The sequence below is a fragment of the Ruoffia halotolerans genome (genome assembly GCF_014049385.1).
In the GTDB taxonomy this organism is placed as follows: Bacteria; Bacillota; Bacilli; order Lactobacillales; family Aerococcaceae; genus Ruoffia; species Ruoffia halotolerans.
The window spans coordinates 1-18,376 of the sequence record NZ_JACAOA010000024.1 but is presented as its reverse complement, the minus strand read 5'-3'; the positions used below and the strand labels follow the sequence as shown (position 1 = coordinate 18,376).

Here is an 18,376-nt window from a genome sequence, read left to right as displayed (position 1 = left end):
GGTTAATTTTATGTTTATTTATTAATAACTGTAAATCGTTGTTTATGATATTTAGGTGTTTCAATCTCATCTATAATTGCTGTAGCAAGTGTACTGTACGTCGTAATGGATTCACCATCATCATTTTGTAAGATATGGTCGATTCCTGACGTGTAATTTGTTTGCTCACCTTCAATAAGTTGAGCACCTGGAGATACACCAACCCATTTGACATTATTCACATCACGTAAGAAGTTCAATTCTTGAAGTTGCGCTTCTGGAACACCAATAAAGGCAGATGAGTTTGGATCTTGACGAATCGTTTCAACAAACAACTCATCCTTTTCATCCAATAAACTGCCAGCACCTAAAATAAAGAACAGACGTGTAGACGTTGTGTCACGGAATAAGTGAATTAATTTTGTAGCTAAATCAACGTGTAAATAAGCAGTTTGAGGAGCGGTTCCAAAGGCATTTACAATAACATCAAAGCCCTGTAAGTCATCATGGGTCAGATCAAAAGCATCTTTCATAATTGTATTCGCATCCGAGCCTAAAAGCTCCTCCGCTTTTTCTGCGTTTCTAACTACGGCAGTTACTTCGTGGGCACGCTCTGTAGCTTCTTTAAATAGCTCAGTTCCAGCTTTTCCTGTTGCACCAATAATGGCTATTTTCATTTAGATCTCCCCTTTACAATATATTATAGTTTGAAAATACATCCAAATGCAATTAATAGGATTAACCATCGTTAAGTAGTATAGTAAGTTAATAAAGAAGGAGTGATGACAATGCCATGGAATATGCAAGATTACCCAGACTCATTGAAAAACTTTGAACCCTTATTACGAAAAAAAATCATAGACATCGCAAATGCCCTCGAAGAGAGTGGTTATGAAGATGATCGTGCCATCCCGATTGCAATAAATGAAGGAAAAGAATGGTACAACAATGCAAGTCAAAGTGAACGCGACGACTTTGACAAAGAAGCGAATCCTCAAAAAGGCGATGATCACGATACAAGCAGTGCGAATCCTGACTTAATAGATAATGATGTTGAAGTCTTTTATGAAGAAGAGCAGTGGAAAGTGAAGACAGTCGACGCCGAAAGAGCAAGTGATACTTTTGATAATAAAGCAGACGCAATAGAGCGGGCTAAAGAGATCGCAGAGAATCGTGATGCAAAAGTGATTAGCTATACGAAAGACGGAAAGAAACAAGATTAGAAAAAAGGATTGTTGCCAATTGTTGGCCGCAATCCTTTTTACTTACAAACTTTATTTACTTTCACCAAAGTTAAACCAACGTTTAGCTGTTCCAACACTTGCTTTACGAACAGCATTGCCAACGGTTTTAACGACCACTTTACTATTGTCTTTAATAATTGATCCCATAAATTTCATTGACTGCATTGAAGCAGAGCGACGAATATTATGTTTATCGGTAGGGCGAATATGTCCGAGGAAATCTTGGGTAATAATACCAACACGCATAGTCAGGAATGAGTTTACTGCACCTTCCATTAAGGAACTCACAACTAGATTAGCGATGGGCACCATACCAGGGATGGCTGAGGCAATACTTTCACCAACGATGGTTGTAATCAGTGGTTCTAATTGATACTCAATTAAATCTGCATCTTCAATGGTTCTCGCCATTAACACAACACTCGCCACTTGCATATATAACTTGGCTAAGCTGGCAAGAGACGGGCGTGTTTCATAAATGCGCGCAATTTGCCAAACCATTCTCAGTAAAGAGAATAGAACAACGAGGCTGTCTAGGGAACCATTTTGTGAAATCGCCGTACTTAGGAAAATCGCGTTTGCATTTTGCTTGATGAGAGGCATTGATAATTCATCTAATTCTTTAAAATACAACTCTACTTGTTCTTGTTTCGGCAATTTCTCATCGACTTCAAGATTGACCAGCCGAGGATTTTTCTTTAATAAATCGAGCGTTTTGTCAATATACTCGGCATACTTTTCTTCCGTCGCATCATCTTCCAATTCCAATACTTTCGGACTTTTCAGTAATTGTTTTGTAATCGAATAGATGAAATATAGAATACCAATTCCAATGACACTCAATACAATAATAGCAAGTATCGGATGAAGTAAGGATAGAAATTGATAAAGTAATATAAATTGATTAATAACGAATACGATGAATAGCAAACCTAACACAGCGGCAAGCCCCAAGAGGACACGCTTAATATCTTTCCACCAATCTGTCATAAGATCAGTCCTTTCAATGTTATCATAATTATTTTACAGTAAATATACCATAAAACTATCAGACCAGAGACTTATATTTCAAAAAAAGGATAAATATATCTCTGAGAAAAAGTCAGGGACGCACCAACCTCACCACACCACAAAAAAACAGCACTTATTTTTCAATAAGCGCTGCTTGTGTAAAAAATATTAAATTATTCAGCAGACTCTTCTTCAGGCTCAGAACTTTCCTCATCTGCGTCTTCTGCATCATCTTCATCCGCATCCTCTTCACCATCTAAGCTAAACGCTGGCGCAAGGTGTTTTTCAGTAGCAAGATCATCAAGGAATTCTAATACTTCTGGAGAAGCAAAAGCGGCTTGAAGTGCTTTTGTAGCTTCAGTATCAAGATTTCCTTCACGAATAACTAGTTGAATTGCATAAGTATTATCATCTTCGTCTTCTAAGATTAATGCGTCATCAGTTGTTAAATCAATGCTTGCGATGTAAGTAGGGTAGTTGAATACCAATTCAATTCCATCTTCATAAGCACTTGATAAGTTTAATAAGTCAATGTGAGTGAACTCTAAGTTATGAGGATTCTCTTCAATATCTTCAACAGTTGGGAATAAACCAGCCTCATCATTTAAAGAAATTAAATCATAATCTTCTAAAATTAATAATGCGCGACCTTCGTTTGTAATATCTGAAGGAATTGCCACTTCAGCACCATCTTCAATTTGGTCAATTGAATCGTAAACCGATGAGTAGAAACCAACCACTGCATTATAAACCGGTTGGATTGCAACTAAGTCACCATCGCGCTCTTCGTTAAAGATTTCAGCGAATGGCTCGTGTTGAGCAAAGTTTGCGTACACTTCATCATTTAATAAAGCTTCGTTATATTGAATGTTGTCAGAAACCTCAACTAATTCAATCGAATATGGTTCTGCAATAACTTCACTAGCGATTTCAACGACATCAGTCATTGGAGGTAGGTGAGAAGCGACTTTTAATACATTTTCCTCTTCTTGAGCTGACACATTCGCGACTGCTGGAGCAAAGCCTCCAACTAATAATGCTAACGCGCTAACTAATAAACCTTTTTTAAACATTTACATTCTCCTTTAAATTTAATACGCCTTCTAGCGTTTATCTAACTTCTTAGCTAATTTTAAACCTAACCATTGAATAATTTGTACAAAAATGATAATCACTACGATGGCCGTATACATAATATCAGTCTCGTAACGCTGATAACCGTATCGGATCGCAAAGTCGCCGATTCCACCTCCTCCTACAACACCCATAATCGTTGAGTAAGAGATAAAACTAACAAAGGCGGTCGTAAAACCGATAATAAGTGAGCTTCTCGACTCGACAAATAAAAATTTAGTTACGAGTTGATTCGTTGAAGCGCCCATAGCGTCAGCCACTTCGATGACACCTTTAGGAATCTCTAATAACGACTGCTCCACAAAACGAGCATAAAGTGCGATAGCAATTAACATCATTGGAAAGGACGCTGCGATGGGATCGCCAGTTGCTCGGCCATACAAGGCTCGAATAGCGGGTTGCATTGCAACGACAAGTAGTAGGAACGGAAACGAACGAACAATATTCACGAAAATATTACAAATCTGATAAATCCAAAGGTTCTCACTGGGCTTACCAGGGGCGGTTAAATAAAGCAAGGTACCTAAAGGAATACCAATAAAGATAGCAGCCACTGATGCCAAGCTCAGCATAATACCCGATTCTTGCAAACTCTCAATCAGTCTCGGTGCAAACTCAATCACCTGATCTAAATATATTTGAATCGACTCAGTCATCTGTTAGCACCTCCAACACTCGGTCGTGATAACTTTTGGCTTCTGGCATATAATCAGATTCTTTAATATCCAGTACATCAACCAATTTTCCATGCTCTAAGATAGCCGTGCGGTGACACATCGCTTTTATCACATCAAGTTCATGAGTCACAATCACAATGGTCATATTGAATTTAGCGTGCGCACGTTTTAATACCGACACAATCTCATCCTTCATCTTCGCATCTAAAGCAGACGTTGGCTCATCACATAATAATATTTTCGGACGCGTCACTAAAGCACGCGCGATACCAACCCGTTGTTTTTGACCACCCGATAATTGGCTAGGGTAGTGATCCTTTTTATCACTGAGTCCTACAAATCTTAGAACTTCATCCACCGACAAAGGGTCATCGTAAGGATGTATCTCAAGCGCTAAATGTACATTTTCAGCGACGGTCTTATTATTTAATAGATTAAATTGCTGGAAAATCATACCAATATCTTTACGGAAATATTGAAGTTCCGCTTTACTTAAAGACATCACCTCAACATTATCGACCAAAACATGGCCACTATCTGGGCGTTCTAAAGCATTAATAAAACGCACAAAGGTTGATTTTCCTGCACCACTTTCTCCGACCACACCAAAAACTTCTTGGTCTTTAATGCTTAAACTTATATTGTCTACTGCGAGAAACGAGCCAGATTTTCCTTCAAATCGCTTCGTTGTATTCACGAGTTCAATCAAAAATTATCCACCACCTTTGATTTTTGTAATTGTTTTCATTGTAACAGATTTATATTTAAAATGAAACAGAATAAAGCCCTATTATCGGGAATATATTGTGAAAATGTTCTCTAACCTAAAACAGACGACCGAAACTGTTTATTCACTGTCATTTGTCAATAATCTCGGTGCGAAATAATCCATCCCGATGGCTCCAATGGGCGCTGTAATTAAGATTGACAAGACTGCGAGAGTTAACATCAATTCTCCACCAGGAATTCCGTTTGCTAAAGGCACACTCCCAATAGCAGCTTGAACCGTTGCTTTAGGTAAATAACTCATGAGTACAAATCTCTTCTCTTTCTTATTAAAAGGCGTATCAAGCAAACAAAGTCTCACACCAATAAATAAGCGACACAGAGAAAGAAGAATGATAAAGAGTATCGGTAAGAAACCATAAGACAAAGCATTTGCCGGATTGACACTCACACCGACTAAAAAGAATAGAAAAATCTCAGCGACAAACCAAATTTGGTTTAAAGAACCTGATAAGTCATTAGATAACTTTTCAGATTGAGTCCGAATCATAATATTCATTGAGATGACCGCAAGAATTCCTGAAAATAAACCTGTAAAAACTGTTTCCAAACGCATCAATACCATTCCACTTGCTAAGAGGATCATAACTTGAAATACACGCTTCAATTGAATGTATACAAATAAGAAAATTAATAAATAACCTAGGACAGCCCCGCCAAGAATTCCTGAAATAATTGAAATGGGCACTTGCATAAATGTCCAAGCTGAGACAGAACCTCCTAAAGCAATCGTTAAAAAGGCTGAAAATAAAACTAAAACAAAGACATCATCCAAAGAAGCACCCGCTAATATCATTTGCGGTACTTGCTTTTTCGTTCCCCGATGCGTTTGAATTAAATCTACCATGCGAGGGACGACTACCGCTGGAGAGACCGCTGCTAAAATTGCTCCGATCAATAAAGATTGAATTAAAGAAAAGCCAAAAAACAAAGGTCCAAAGATCATCGAAGTCATAATCTCAACACTTGCTGGCACAAAACACATCATGATGGCTGGGCGACCTACCTCTAACAGTCGCTTAATATCCAAGGACAAACCTGCGCGAGTTAAGATAACAATCAACGCGACTTGACGAATGTCAGGACTTAATCGTAATAAATCTGAATCAACAAGATTTAAACCAAAAGGGCCTAATAATATTCCGGCTATTAAATATCCTAATAAAGCAGGGAGATTTAGCTTCTTTAAAGAATACTCCAAGACAACGCCACTCACTAATATCAATGCAACACTTACTAACATTTTATCCCTCCAGTAATATAAAAAAGACTTCTACACACTCAAATAAGCATGCAGAAGTCATTAGTCTTTAAGACGGTTTTGCCCGTAAGCAAGGGAGCCCTTCATTCCCCAATATTATATTCATTTAAAGTATACACTTAAATTTAATACGGTCAATACTTTCGACCAAGTAAAATAAAATAGCAAGAAGCTTAAAAATAGATTAGATTCATTCTCACTAATTTGGTATAAAATTTATTAGTAAAATCAATAAGGATGATGAGAAATCAACTTTAGAAAAGAGACATTGGTATGAAGGAGAAAATAAATTTTGTCATGATTTCACCTCATTTCCCATCGAACTTTGAAACATTAGGAATTGCAGATGAGACTTATGAGAATTTAAGTCAATCATTGATAGACAGTTTAACAGAATATTATCGCCTTGATAATATAGATGATTAAGATCAAATGTATAGAGTTGTCGCTTACTTTGCGTTTAAATAGGGTAAAATCGACCGCATCGAATCGCATAATGAACACTAGTAAATCAGCACACGATAAGGCAAAAGCACATAATCAGTATGATAAGTATTTAGTGCATGAGTTCATTCCATTAGTCCGACATGAATCGCAATGGGACGGGAAGATGATTGCGACTGGTTGTAGTATGGGTGGCTTCCACTCAATGCTGTTTGCCTTAAGACATCCGGATATTATTGGACTAACCATCTCACAAAGTGGTGTGTATGATGCGAGATACTTTACCGGCGAATTTGGTAGCGACATTGCTACTTATGAGAATTCTCCGATTGATTTCTTGTGGAATATGTCTGATCCATAGTTATTAGATCAATACCTACAGAATAAATTCGTCGTCTCAGTCGGTCAAGGTGATTGGGAAAGGCCACACGTCACAGCGACACGTAAATTAAATGAAGTATTCAATACTAAAGGAATTCCAGGTTGGTTTGATTATTGGGGACATGACGTTGCCCATGATTAGCATGAATGGCGAAAGCAAATATATTACTTGTTTTCAACTTTAGAAAATTTAGGAATTGTTTAACAAACCAGCCAAAATTACGTCTCAAGGATGATAACAGAAGGCAGAATTTCGTATATACTTAGTATTGTGATGAGGTACAAGTTGAAAGGAATTGATTATATATGAAATTTTTAGGTAATTTAATTTGGTTTATCTTTGGAGGCTTTATTAATTTTATTACATGGGTCTTTATTGGTTTACTCTGGTGTATAACAATTATTGGAATTCCAGTTGGGATTCAATGTTTTAAGATTGCGAGTCTATCTGCATGGCCCATGGGTCGTGAAGTTTACCACAGTAATAGTGGGGGAAGCTTTATCATGAATATCTTGTGGATTATCTTTGGTGGAATTGAAATTGCAGCGATGCACCTATTTAGCGGCTTAATTTTATGTGTGACCATTATTGGGATACCATTTGGCTTACAACAATTCAAATTAGTGAAACTTGCACTCTTCCCATTTGGTGCAGAAATCTATAACGAACGCCAACAAGTGGTGATGAGAACCGATGTTCCATATTCAAGATAAGTTAAAAAGTTGAAGAAGCATGTAAACATGCTTCTTTTTTTATGAATAAAAATTCATCTGACGTACGATTATATTTTTAGTTAAATATAAAAGTATAATTAAAAAATACAAAATGACGTCGATTCAGCGAGCTATGTCAGAATAATTCACATCATGGACAGAAATTAGCAAGTAAAATTAAATAATAGTTAAATAGGAAGGAACGCAACTTTTTTTGAAAAAAAGGCTTAACTTTCCGCATAAGGCTAGGGTGGTAACGTTTTTTATGATATACTTAAAAATGTTAGGGGTGAGCAAAAATTGAGCAAGGATATAATTGGAAAAGTAAGAGAAGCTGAAAATTTAATTGATTCTATGAAAGTAGAATTAGCGGATAAAAAAGAAGCGATTCGTGAAAATGAAAAAGAAAAAATTGAAACTTATCGCAAAGAATTAGAGCAGTCTCTTGATGGCGTTGCTTCTGAATTGGAGCAAGCAAGAAATCAAGAATTAGCCGAAGTCCGTGAAAGAGTGAATTATGAAGTGGATAATTATCGGCGACATGCCCAAGATGATTATCAAACTCATAAAGAAGAACTCATTCAAGCTGGAATAAAGGAGGTTATGAGTCAATATGGCAATTTCAGTCATGAAGCGGGTAACAATCATCGCGGAGCAAGCGAATAAAGAATTATTACTCGAATCCCTTCAAGAATTAAAAGGAACTGAAATCGTCCCTTTTGAAGAAGTGGAGGAAGCAGATCTTGATATCTTCTTTGACGGTGCGTCATTGAATTCAGAAGATTCAAAACTGAATCATTACACTCTAAATAAGATTGAAGAAGCGATTGAATTTCTGAAACAATACGGGTCACAACCGTCTTTTATCAAACGAATGCGAGAGAAACGTAAAGTTTACTCGCTGCAAGAACTTGAAACAGAAGTGAACTCGATGAATCTTGAGTCACTGTTAAGACTAGTTAGCGAAAAACGTTCTGAATTGGAACAATTAAGGCGAGCGATTACAGAACTTGAAGAGAAGGAACATTTTCTTAGAAAATGGACCAACTTAGACTTCTCACTTAAGGAGTCTGATGACTTTAAGCATTTTGATGTCGTTGTCGGTTCAATTGATACGGAAGATTCAAGTGAATTCATTGACGATTTAAAGAATGTTACGGATGAAGTATTGGTTCAAGAGGTGTACTACACTGAAGATACAAGCGGCTACACGATTGTGTTTTCTAATGAACATCAAGAAGATGTCCTTGAATTCATCAGACGATCGGATTTTACTGAATTAGTTTACGAATACGATAAGTTACCAAAAGAAGAACTTCAAGAGGTATTAAGTACACGTAAAAGAATGATTGAAGATCAATCTGAACTTGTGAAGCGATTCAAATCAAATCGTCAGTTATTGAGTAATTTAAAATTAGCTCAAGAATACTATGCGAACTTAATCGAACGTGAGAAGGCAAGTCAATTATTACTGAATAGTTCTCATTTATTTATTCTTAAAGGATGGATGGATGCCGACGAAGTGTCAGATAATATTGTGAATATTAATCATGTGATTGGTGAAGACAACCTTGCAATCTTGACATATGATGTTGATCCTGAAGAAGATAATTTAGATGACGTTCCAGTGAAGTTGAAGAACAGTGCATTTAGCGCGCCTTTTGAAACTTTAACCCTTCAATATGGAACACCAAAGTATAACTCAATCGACCCAACACCGTTTTTCTCATTTTCTCAAGTGTTATTCTTTGGATTAATGAGTGCTGATGTAGGGTACGGATTACTGTTATTTATCGCAACATTCATACCCATTATGTTTTTCGAATTAAAACCAGGTATGAGAAAAACCTTGAAATCATTTAACTATATGTCAGTTGGAACAATTCTAGTTGGCTTATTTTTTGGAAGTTTCTTTGGATTCTCACTACCATTTGGTGTGATGAATTTATCATCACAAGTTATTGAAGTGATGATTTTCTCTGTTGCGTTAGGTTTAGTTCATTTGTTAGTGGGTTATTCATTAAAGTTCTATCTAACAATGAAAGAAAAAGATTATGGTAGTTCTTATTTAGATGCACTACAACAAATTTTGATGCTCATTGGTGGGGCAATCATAGCGATCAATTTCATTCTTGAAATACCTGTTTTAAATACTATTGGTTTAGTACTATTACTTGGGAATGTGATTGGAATGATTGTTGTCAATATGATTGTAGCTAAAAACCCACTGATTGGTCTCGGACAAGGGGCTTTTGGTTTAATTGATTTAGCGGGGATGATTGGTGATATCGTCAGTTATACTCGTTTAACAGCCTTAGCCGTTGCGGGTGCGAATATTGGTATGGCATTTAATCTTATCGTAGGACTGTTACCGCCGTTTGTACGTTTCACAGTCGGAATATTATTATTCTTGGCATTACATGCCTTAAATATATTCATCACTTATTTAGGAGCTTACGTGCATTCAATGCGTCTGCAATTCGTTGAGTTCTTTGGTAAGTTTTATGAAACAGGTGGAAGAGCCTTCAAGCCTTTAAGCCCACTTGAAAAAGAAGTTTGGATTCAAAAAAATTATAACAATAAATAGGAGGAATTAATAAAATGGAATTTCTACAAACATTATTCGGAGAAAACATTGGTCTAGTATTTGGAGGATTAGGAGCAGCTATTGCGACAATCTTTGGAGGGATTGGATCAGCGCGTGGTGTAGGTATCGCAGGGGAGTCTGCTGCAGCTTTAGTTAAAGAAAAACCTGAATTATTTGGACAAGCATTAGTTTTACAACTATTACCAGCGACACAAGGTTTATACGGGTTCGTAATTGGATTATTAATGTTATTACAATTAGATACTGGAATGGACACTTCTATGGGATGGTACTATGTTATGTGTGCTTTACCAGTTGCGATTACAGGTTTAACTTCAGGACCAGCACAAGGTAGAGTGGCTGTTGCAGGTATGCAAATCTTAGCACAAAGACCTGAAAACTCGACACAAGGGATTGTATTCTCAGCGATGGTTGAGACATACGCTATTCTAGGATTCGTAATTTCTCTACTTATGTTCTTATTAGTTTAATTACTGCTTTTACAAGTAGACAAGAGAGGAGTGAGTAGATGGCTGATATTAATGGATTAACCAAGAGTGTAATCGAACGAGAACAAGCCAAGGTTGACCAAGCGGTCCAAGCTTACGAACAAGAGCAAGCGGCCGAAACGGAAACTAAAAAAGAAAATCTAAAACAAATATTTGTTAAACGTAAATTAAATCTTGAACAAGAGAGCAAACGTCAATTAGACATTTCGCTTAACAGTGAAAGTTTAAAGAAACGTGACCAAATATTAGATACAAAGCAAGCAATTATAAGCGATTATATTGCTCAAGTGAAGCAATCATTTGAACAACTTGATGCTGAAACAACAACAAAGTTCATCAAAAGTGTTCTAAATGACTATTCAAATCCTGACCAATACGAAATTATTTTAGGTGAAAAAACACGTGACTTATTAAATAACTCGCTTCAAGTGAATGCGACAGTTTCTAATGAGACAATCGCTGACAAAGCAGGCTTTGTCCTACGCCAAGGAAGTATTGAGTATGATTATTTATTCGATAACTTAGTGGAAGAGAAGACGAGATCTTTACAAACACTTATCGTTGATAAAATTTTCAAAAAATCATAGGAGGTGGATTACATGCAAGATAGTTCATATGGACCGTTGAATACAACGGTTCGCGTACAAGAAACTAATCTCCTAAAGCAAAGTGACTATGACCGAATGTTATCAGCCAAAACCTATGAGGATGCTGTTCGAGTATTAGCCGACACCGGTTACCGTGAAGGTATAGAAGAAGCGATTCAAACAAGAGAGTATGACGATATGTTAATGGATGAGTTGAAAGAAACTTACCAATGGATTATGGATCAATCGCCAAGTCCTGTACTTTCTGAATTAATGACTTTAAGCTATGCTTATCACAATATCAAAGTGTTATTCAAAGAAGAACTTACGGGTAAAGACTTTGACCAAACATTAATTGATATCGGGCTGTATCCTATTTATGAATTTCGCCGTGCGGTTTCTCAAGGGCAATCGGATGTTTTACCAAAATGGTATATGCAAAACATCATTAATTTAAGAATTGAATTTGCGGAGACACCTAGGTTGAATGATATTGATATTTTCGTAGACCGTGCTTACGTCCATCATCTGAAGCGATTATCGGAAGAGATTGCCGATCAGGACGTAACACGTTATATTGAAAAGTTAATTGATAATACAAATATGTCGATATTCTTTAGAGCGATGGCCAATGATCGTGGTCGAACACACTTACAAGCAACAATTACTAACGAAGGAGCGATTTCAACAGATTACTTTGTTGAAGTGGCTGAAGGCGGGATGGAGAATGCAATCCGCGTCTTTTCGGACTCTCCTGATTACCGTGATATTGTAGCTGAAGCAATGGATGATCAAGGTGAATTCTCCTTAAGACGCTTTGAACAAGCAATAGATAATGCAACGGAAACGTATTTACAACAATCAAGATTCCTTGTTTTTGGCCCGTTACCTGTCTTAGCATTCATTAGTGCGAAAGAGATTGAAGTGAAGAATATCCGATTGGTTTTAACAGGTAAAATTAATAACATCGAATCAGATATTGTTAGAGATAGGATGAGATTAGATTATGCAGTATAAAATCGCTATCGTAGGAGAGAAAGATACAGTTTACGCTTTCGGGATGTTAGGAATGAATGTATTTTATACAACAGACGCAAAACAAGGACGTCAAGTTGTCAAAGATATCATAAAAGATGATTACGGTGTGATTTTTATTACTGAAAATCTGGCACAACAAATACCAGATATTATTAAAAAATATGATGATGAATTCATGCCGGCCTTCATTCTAATCCCAAGTGATTATGATTCTGAAAGTATCGGTTTACAGCGCGTTCAAGAAAATGTGCAAAAAGCCGTCGGTCAAAATATTCTATAGGAGGTATTATTATTGGATTCTGGAACAATCGTATCAGTATCTGGTCCTTTGGTAGTTGCAAAGGGATTAGATAATGCTAAAATTCGTGACATTTGTTACGTTGGTGAAGCTAAGTTAGTTGGTGAAATTATTCAAATTCGTAACGAAAATGTTTACGTACAAGTTTATGAAGAGACTTCAATGGTCGGTCCTGGAGAGCCTGTAAAACCTACAGGAAACCCATTATCAGTTGAATTAGGACCTGGATTAATTGCTGGAATGTTTGATGGTATTCAAAGACCATTACAAAAACTAGCAGAATTATCAAATAATTCATTCTTAGACCGTGGAGTACACTTACCAGCTTTAGATCGTGAAACAATTTGGAATTTTACAAAAAACGTTGAAGTTGGAGACTTAGTCGAATCAGGAGATATCATCGGTGAAGTTCCTGAAACTGATGTTATCTCTCATAAAATTATGGTACCTGTAGGTACAAAAGGAACGATTAAATCAATTCAAGATGGTGAATTCAAGGTAGAAGATACTTTATACACTGTTGAATTAGAAAATGGTGAAGTGAAAGAATTTAACATGATTCAATCTTCACCAATCCGTGAAGGACGTAAAACTGCACGTAAACGTACACCTGATGAGCCATTAATTACTGGACAACGTGTCATTGATACATTATTCCCAGTAGTTAAAGGTGGAGCAGCAACTGTTCCTGGACCATTCGGTGCAGGGAAGACTGTTGTACAACATCAGATTGCTAAATGGGCAGACGTGGACATCGTTATTTATATTGGTTGTGGTGAACGTGGGAATGAGATGACGGAAGTTATAAACGAATTCCCAGAACTAGTTGACCCACATACTGGTAAATCAATTATGGACCGTACAATCTTAATTGCCAATACATCAGATATGCCAGTTGCGGCTCGTGAAGCGTCAATCTATACTGGGATTACAATCGCAGAATATTTCCGTGATATGGGTTACTCTGTTGCTGTTATGGCTGATTCAACTTCTCGTTGGGCAGAGGCATTACGTGAAATCTCAGGTCGTTTAGAAGAGATGCCAGGGGACGAAGGTTACCCAGCTTATCTAGGTAGTCGACTTGCTGAATACTACGAGCGTGCTGGTAAAGTAGAAACTTTAGGAAAACCAGAACGTACCGGTGACATCACAGCGATTGGAGCGGTATCACCTCCCGGAGGAGATACATCTGAACCAGTAACACAAAACACAATGCGTGTAGCGAAAGTGTTCTGGGGACTAGATGCAACGCTTGCTCGCCGTCGTCACTTCCCATCAGTAAACTGGTTAACATCATACTCATTATATTCTTCAGATATGAATATTATTATGGGTAACCGATTAGGAATCGATTGGGATTCAATGGTTAAACATACGCGTGCTTTACTACAAGATGAGTCAGAATTAGAAGAAATTGTTCGTTTAGTAGGGGTTGAATCTTTATCAGATACAGACCGCTTGAAATTACAAACAGCCGCAATGATTCGTACAGCCTACTTACAACAAAACGCTTATGACGACGTGGATACATTTACGGACTTAGAGAAACAAGCTCAAATGTTGCAAACGATTCTTTATTTTGAAGAGAAAGGTCGCGAGACTTTAGAGCTTGGAGCTTCAATTAACAGTATCTTAAAAGGAACAGTTAACTTAAGAGAGCGTATCGGGCGTATGAAATATATCGAAGATAACACAGAAGCGCCTTACGCTGAAATTCGTAAAGCGATTGATGATACGTTAAGACAAGTGATGCAAGATGGAGGTGAGGTCTAAGGTGTTAAAAGATTATAGAGGTATTACTGAAATAGTCGATCCGTTAATTACGGTTCAAGACGTTGAAGGTGTTAAATTCGACGAGCTAGTAGATGTTCAATTAGGTAGCGGCGAAACACGTCGAGGCCAAGTACTAGAAGTTAAAGACGATAAAGCTGTCGTTCAATTATTCGAAGGTTCGGCAGGAATCAACAAAATGGATACAAAAATCCGTTTCTTAGGACACCCATTAACATTAGATGTGTCAGAAGATATGATTGGACGCCGTTTTGACGGTATGGGACGAATTGCTGATGGTGGACCAGATTTAATTCCTGAGAAATCTTTAGATATTAACGGGCAAGCAATTAACCCGGTTAAACGTCTGTATCCAAACGAATTCGTTCAAACAGGAGTATCAACGATTGACCATTTAAACACATTAGTTCGTGGTCAAAAATTACCAATCTTCTCTGGATCTGGACTTCCTCACCAAGAGCTGGCTGCACAAATTGCACGTCAAGCGTCGGTAGTCAATTCAGATGAGAAGTTCGCGGTTGTTTTCGCAGCTATCGGGGTTACTTTCGAAGAGGCAGAATTCTTCATTAATGACTTTACTGAAACTGGTGCGATCGACCGTTCAGTTGTATTTATCAACTTAGCGGATGACCCAGCTATTGAACGTATCGCAACACCACGTATGGCTCTGACAGCCGCTGAATATTTAGCGTTTGAAAAAGACATGCACGTGCTAGTAATTATGTCAGATATGACTAACTACGCAAACGCATTGCGTGAAGTATCAGCAGCGCGTCGTGAAGTACCGGGACGTCGTGGTTACCCAGGTTATTTATATACAAACTTAGCGACACTTTATGAGCGTGCAGGTCGTATCGAAGGTTCTAACGGATCAGTGACTCAAATTCCAATTGTTACCATGCCGGAAGATGATATCACTCACCCGATCCCTGACTTAACCGGTTATATTACTGAGGGACAAATTTTATTATCTCGTGAGTTATACAACCAAGGTATTGAACCCCCGGTTGATGTTTTGCCATCATTATCTCGTCTGAAAGATAACGGGATTGGGGAAGGTAAGACACGTGCGGACCACGCATCTACTATGAACCAAATTTTCTCTGCGTACGCTCAAGGTAAAGAAGCGAAAAGTTTAGCTTCTGTATTAGGGGACTCTGCCTTAACGGACAGTGACTTGAAATACTTAGAGTTTGCGGATGAATTTGAACAACGTTACGTGAACCAAGGTTACTACACAAACCGAACAATTGAAGATACATTAGCAATTGGTTGGGACTTATTAGGTATCTTGCCGCGTACAGAATTAACTCGTATTAGTGAGGAACACTTGGATCAGTACTTACCAAAGACTGAGGAAGGGTGATAAGCGATGGCACAACTAAACGTTAATCCGACAAGAATGGAACTTGCTCGTCTGAAAGATCGTTTAGCATTAGCAACACGTGGGCATGATGTTTTAAAAGACAAACAAGACGGGTTAATGCGTAGTTTTATCGAATTAATTCGTGAGAACAATGCCTATCGTCAAGAAGTTGAAGGCCACCTGAAAAAAGGAATGCAAAACTTTGCCTTGGCAAAAGCTTTACTGCATGAGGAATATCTAGAACAGATTTCTTTAGTCCCTCAATACGATGTAACGGTTGATGTTCGTAAGGAAAATATGATGAGTGTAAAGGTGCCTAAAATGCACTTCAGTTCAGATGACCAAGATGATCAGTCACTGAACTATGGTTACATCAACTCGAATGCAGACTTAGATGAAACTTTACAAGAATTCAGTGATGTTCTCCCTAAGATGTTAAAACTCGCTGAACTTGAAAAGACGAGTCAATTATTGGCGAATGAAATCGAAAGAACGCGACGCCGAGTAAATGCCTTACACGAACGAACAATTCCAGACTTGGAAGAAACAATCAAAACTATTCAAATGAAACTTGACGAAAACGAACGTGCAGAAATTACACGTCTGATGAAAATCAAAGATTTCGATCAAGGAGATTAGTTATAAAAGAGGAAACCCACCAGATCGGTGGGTTTTTTCTTGTTTTGTGAGGGATTTAGGGGTTGCGGGGCGTCGTGCGGTGGCGCGACGTCCCGTAAATGCGAATACGGAGTGTCGTGCTCCCCCACGACGTACCGCAAATGCGAATACGGAGTGTCGTGCTCCCCCACGACGTCCCGCAAATGCGAATATGGAGTGTCGCGCTCCCCCACGACGCCCCGCAAATGCGAATACGGAGTATCGTGCTCCCCCACGACGCCCCGTAAATGCGAATGCGGACCGTCGTGCTCCCTCACGACGTCCCGCAAACACACCACCCCTTCCTAGTAGCGCATAAACTTAGTCACAGCAGCGCTTTCATGATACTATTATGGTTAAAGGAGTGATTGTAATTGATGGAAAATTATATTTTAAATGATGGGTTTGCGATTCCTAAAGTTGGCTTAGGAACGTATGGTTTACGAGGCGAATTAGGAGTGCGTCAAATTGAAACGGCGATTCAATCTGGTTACCGTTTAATTGACTCTGCTTATAATTACGAAAACGAAGGAATTGTAGGTAAAGCCATTCGCAATAGTGGGGTGTCACGTGATCAAATCACATTAACATCTAAATTACCGGGCCGTTACCATGAGTATGATAAAGCAATGATTGCGATTCAAGAATCAATTGCTCGAACTGGCTTAGACTATATTGACTTATACTTAATCCACTGGCCAAATCCAAAAGAAGATAAATACGTTGAAGCTTGGCAAGCACTCATTAATGCACAAAAACTAGGACTTGTTCGCTCAATTGGGACATCAAACTTCTTGCCTGAACATATTGACCGCCTAGAAAAAGAAACGGGCGTTTTACCAGCAGTAAACCAAGTAGAAACGCATCCAAACTTTAATCAAGAAGCACAACGTGAGTATGATGCATCTAAAGGTATCATTACAGAAGCTTGGAGCCCAATCGGAAGAGCGACTGATATGATGTCGAATGATTTAATTACAGAAATCGCTCAAGCACATAATAAAACGGCATATCAAGTCATCTTACGTTGGCACATCCAAAGAGGATTTTTACCTATTCCAAAGTCAGGAAATTATCAAAGACAGCGTCAGAACATTGATATCTTTGATTTCAATTTATCTGAAGGTGAAGTAGCTAAGATCAATTCTATGTCTCATGAAGATGGCCGTCAGAAAGATCAAAATCCAGCAGAGTATCAAGAATTCTAAATTAAACACAAAAGACGAATCCGCAAGGACTCGTCTTTTGTTATTTGAGAATACCCGCCTAGTGTTGTTTTAATCACACTTATGATAAAATGACTATAAAGTACTAGTTAGTGAGGGATAGATATGGAAACCAAAATAGATCCACGTGTCGCTAGAACACGCAAAGCCATCATCGAGTCATTTATACAATTATCAGAAAGAAAACCTTTCGAAAATATTTCAGTCAAAGATATTACTGAAGAAGCTTTAATAAACCGAGCAACTTTTTATAATCATTTCTTAGACAAATATGATTTAATGGAGAAAGCTTTATTTGAAGATGTTCAACTGAAATTGAATCGTGAAGATTATAGGGATATTCAATTAAATGAAGACTATATTGTCTCTCTATTTGAAAAGTTATGTTCCTTCCACATGCGCTTGGCCACACAATGCCAACGCTCATACATTGTGACAATCAACCAATTAGTCGTGGATCAACTTAAAGTCATTCACTCACAACAATTGAAGAAACACTTTGAATCACTCGATGAAGAAGAAATTCACAAAATAGCAACCTTATTCGCATCAGGATTATTCTCGCTATCACAAGAATGGTTTGATAACCAAGATGCAGAAGAACCTGCCACATATGTAAAAGACGCGATTCCATTTTTAAAAGTATTCATTAAGCAATAAAAATAAGCTCCCAGGACATTAAAATG

At 37.8% G+C, this 18,376-nt stretch carries 20 protein-coding genes, 1 pseudogene and 1 riboswitch; of the genes and pseudogenes, 15 read left to right on the top strand and 6 right to left on the bottom strand.

Going from position 1 to position 18,376, the window contains the following annotated elements:
* Nucleotides 1-14: 14 nt before the first annotated feature.
* Nucleotides 15-656, bottom strand: a complete 642-nt coding sequence (locus HW423_RS08520) for an NAD(P)-dependent oxidoreductase (protein ID WP_218931512.1) — start codon at nt 654-656, stop codon at nt 15-17.
* Between the two features lie 111 nt (nt 657-767).
* On the opposite strand from HW423_RS08520, the gene HW423_RS08515 reads away from it, so the two are divergent.
* Complete coding sequence (locus HW423_RS08515; RefSeq protein ID WP_218931511.1) at nt 768-1,202, top strand: DUF2188 domain-containing protein; 435 nt, start codon at nt 768-770, stop codon at nt 1,200-1,202.
* A 51-nt stretch (nt 1,203-1,253) separates the two neighbouring features.
* Here the strand turns inward: HW423_RS08515 and HW423_RS08510 are convergent, their stop codons facing one another.
* The 5 genes from HW423_RS08510 to HW423_RS08490 all read right to left on the bottom strand — a co-directional run bounded on the left by HW423_RS08510 (nt 1,254) and on the right by HW423_RS08490 (nt 6,074).
* On the bottom strand, nt 1,254-2,213 hold the full coding sequence (locus HW423_RS08510; RefSeq protein ID WP_218931510.1) for a DUF697 domain-containing protein: 960 nt from the start codon (nt 2,211-2,213) through the stop codon (nt 1,254-1,256).
* Between the two features lie 194 nt (nt 2,214-2,407).
* Nucleotides 2,408-3,307 (bottom strand): MetQ/NlpA family ABC transporter substrate-binding protein, encoded by a 900-nt coding sequence (locus HW423_RS08505; protein WP_218931509.1) that lies wholly within the window; start codon nt 3,305-3,307, stop codon nt 2,408-2,410.
* Between the two features lie 30 nt (nt 3,308-3,337).
* Nucleotides 3,338-4,024, bottom strand: coding sequence for a methionine ABC transporter permease (locus HW423_RS08500; RefSeq protein WP_218931508.1), 687 nt, complete (start codon nt 4,022-4,024; stop codon nt 3,338-3,340).
* Nucleotides 4,017-4,754 (bottom strand): methionine ABC transporter ATP-binding protein, encoded by a 738-nt coding sequence (locus HW423_RS08495; protein ID WP_218931507.1) that lies wholly within the window; start codon nt 4,752-4,754, stop codon nt 4,017-4,019. The genes HW423_RS08500 and HW423_RS08495 overlap by 8 nt, the downstream gene beginning before the upstream one ends.
* A 138-nt stretch (nt 4,755-4,892) precedes the next feature.
* A complete protein-coding gene (locus tag HW423_RS08490; protein ID WP_218931506.1) occupies nt 4,893-6,074 on the bottom strand; it encodes a cation:proton antiporter in 1,182 nt (393 codons plus the stop codon).
* Between the two features lie 44 nt (nt 6,075-6,118).
* A riboswitch (Fluoride riboswitch) is annotated at nt 6,119-6,192 on the bottom strand.
* Nucleotides 6,193-6,365: 173 nt separating this feature from the next.
* Between HW423_RS08490 and HW423_RS08485 the strand changes: the two are divergent.
* The 14 genes and pseudogenes from HW423_RS08485 to HW423_RS08420 all read left to right on the top strand — a co-directional run.
* Nucleotides 6,366-6,557: pseudogene (locus HW423_RS08485) on the top strand (ATP-grasp domain-containing protein); the annotation flags it as partial.
* A 31-nt stretch (nt 6,558-6,588) separates the two neighbouring features.
* A complete protein-coding gene (locus HW423_RS08480; RefSeq protein WP_218931504.1) occupies nt 6,589-6,897 on the top strand; it encodes an alpha/beta hydrolase-fold protein in 309 nt (102 codons plus the stop codon).
* A gap of 326 nt (nt 6,898-7,223) precedes the next feature.
* On the top strand, nt 7,224-7,631 hold the full coding sequence (locus HW423_RS08475) for a YccF domain-containing protein (RefSeq protein ID WP_218931503.1): 408 nt from the start codon (nt 7,224-7,226) through the stop codon (nt 7,629-7,631).
* Between the two features lie 300 nt (nt 7,632-7,931).
* Nucleotides 7,932-8,297, top strand: coding sequence for a hypothetical protein (locus HW423_RS08470; RefSeq protein WP_218931502.1), 366 nt, complete (start codon nt 7,932-7,934; stop codon nt 8,295-8,297).
* Nucleotides 8,245-10,218, top strand: coding sequence for a V-type ATP synthase subunit I (locus HW423_RS08465; protein ID WP_218931501.1), 1,974 nt, complete (start codon nt 8,245-8,247; stop codon nt 10,216-10,218). Before HW423_RS08470 ends, HW423_RS08465 begins: the two co-directional genes overlap by 53 nt.
* Before the next feature lie 14 nt (nt 10,219-10,232).
* Nucleotides 10,233-10,709, top strand: coding sequence for a V-type ATP synthase subunit K (locus HW423_RS08460; protein WP_218931500.1), 477 nt, complete (start codon nt 10,233-10,235; stop codon nt 10,707-10,709).
* A gap of 38 nt (nt 10,710-10,747) precedes the next feature.
* Nucleotides 10,748-11,314, top strand: a complete 567-nt coding sequence (locus tag HW423_RS08455; RefSeq protein ID WP_218931499.1) for a V-type ATP synthase subunit E — start codon at nt 10,748-10,750, stop codon at nt 11,312-11,314.
* Between the two features lie 12 nt (nt 11,315-11,326).
* Nucleotides 11,327-12,331, top strand: a complete 1,005-nt coding sequence (locus tag HW423_RS08450) for a V-type ATPase subunit (RefSeq protein WP_218931498.1) — start codon at nt 11,327-11,329, stop codon at nt 12,329-12,331.
* On the top strand, nt 12,321-12,632 hold the full coding sequence (locus tag HW423_RS08445) for a V-type ATP synthase subunit F (RefSeq protein ID WP_197105216.1): 312 nt from the start codon (nt 12,321-12,323) through the stop codon (nt 12,630-12,632). Before HW423_RS08450 ends, HW423_RS08445 begins: the two co-directional genes overlap by 11 nt.
* A 12-nt stretch (nt 12,633-12,644) precedes the next feature.
* A complete protein-coding gene (locus HW423_RS08440; RefSeq protein ID WP_218931497.1) occupies nt 12,645-14,423 on the top strand; it encodes a V-type ATP synthase subunit A in 1,779 nt (592 codons plus the stop codon).
* A gap of 1 nt (nt 14,424) precedes the next feature.
* Nucleotides 14,425-15,807: a V-type ATP synthase subunit B gene (locus HW423_RS08435; RefSeq protein ID WP_328803154.1), complete on the top strand. Its 1,383-nt coding sequence runs from the start codon at nt 14,425-14,427 to the stop codon at nt 15,805-15,807.
* A 6-nt stretch (nt 15,808-15,813) separates the two neighbouring features.
* Nucleotides 15,814-16,446, top strand: a complete 633-nt coding sequence (locus HW423_RS08430) for a V-type ATP synthase subunit D (protein ID WP_218931495.1) — start codon at nt 15,814-15,816, stop codon at nt 16,444-16,446.
* Nucleotides 16,447-16,841: 395 nt separating this feature from the next.
* Nucleotides 16,842-17,672 (top strand): aldo/keto reductase, encoded by an 831-nt coding sequence (locus HW423_RS08425; protein ID WP_218931494.1) that lies wholly within the window; start codon nt 16,842-16,844, stop codon nt 17,670-17,672.
* A gap of 123 nt (nt 17,673-17,795) precedes the next feature.
* Nucleotides 17,796-18,350 carry a TetR family transcriptional regulator gene (locus tag HW423_RS08420; protein ID WP_218931493.1) on the top strand — a complete coding sequence of 185 codons (555 nt, stop codon included), beginning with the start codon at nt 17,796-17,798 and terminating at the stop codon, nt 18,348-18,350.
* Nucleotides 18,351-18,376 lie beyond the last annotated feature (26 nt).

Coding starts and splice junctions, on each gene's coding strand:
- HW423_RS08520 (WP_218931512.1), bottom strand. CDS start 656: ATGAAAATAGCCATTATTGGTGCAACAGGAAAAGCTGGAACTGAGCTA.
- HW423_RS08515 (WP_218931511.1), top strand. CDS start 768: ATGCCATGGAATATGCAAGATTACCCAGACTCATTGAAAAACTTTGAA.
- HW423_RS08510 (WP_218931510.1), bottom strand. CDS start 2,213: ATGACAGATTGGTGGAAAGATATTAAGCGTGTCCTCTTGGGGCTTGCC.
- HW423_RS08505 (WP_218931509.1), bottom strand. CDS start 3,307: ATGTTTAAAAAAGGTTTATTAGTTAGCGCGTTAGCATTATTAGTTGGA.
- HW423_RS08500 (WP_218931508.1), bottom strand. CDS start 4,024: ATGACTGAGTCGATTCAAATATATTTAGATCAGGTGATTGAGTTTGCA.
- HW423_RS08490 (WP_218931506.1), bottom strand. CDS start 6,074: ATGTTAGTAAGTGTTGCATTGATATTAGTGAGTGGCGTTGTCTTGGAG.
- HW423_RS08480 (WP_218931504.1), top strand. CDS start 6,589: ATGAACACTAGTAAATCAGCACACGATAAGGCAAAAGCACATAATCAG.
- HW423_RS08475 (WP_218931503.1), top strand. CDS start 7,224: ATGAAATTTTTAGGTAATTTAATTTGGTTTATCTTTGGAGGCTTTATT.
- HW423_RS08465 (WP_218931501.1), top strand. CDS start 8,245: ATGGCAATTTCAGTCATGAAGCGGGTAACAATCATCGCGGAGCAAGCG.
- HW423_RS08460 (WP_218931500.1), top strand. CDS start 10,233: ATGGAATTTCTACAAACATTATTCGGAGAAAACATTGGTCTAGTATTT.
- HW423_RS08455 (WP_218931499.1), top strand. CDS start 10,748: ATGGCTGATATTAATGGATTAACCAAGAGTGTAATCGAACGAGAACAA.
- HW423_RS08450 (WP_218931498.1), top strand. CDS start 11,327: ATGCAAGATAGTTCATATGGACCGTTGAATACAACGGTTCGCGTACAA.
- HW423_RS08445 (WP_197105216.1), top strand. CDS start 12,321: ATGCAGTATAAAATCGCTATCGTAGGAGAGAAAGATACAGTTTACGCT.
- HW423_RS08430 (WP_218931495.1), top strand. CDS start 15,814: ATGGCACAACTAAACGTTAATCCGACAAGAATGGAACTTGCTCGTCTG.
- HW423_RS08425 (WP_218931494.1), top strand. CDS start 16,842: ATGGAAAATTATATTTTAAATGATGGGTTTGCGATTCCTAAAGTTGGC.
- HW423_RS08420 (WP_218931493.1), top strand. CDS start 17,796: ATGGAAACCAAAATAGATCCACGTGTCGCTAGAACACGCAAAGCCATC.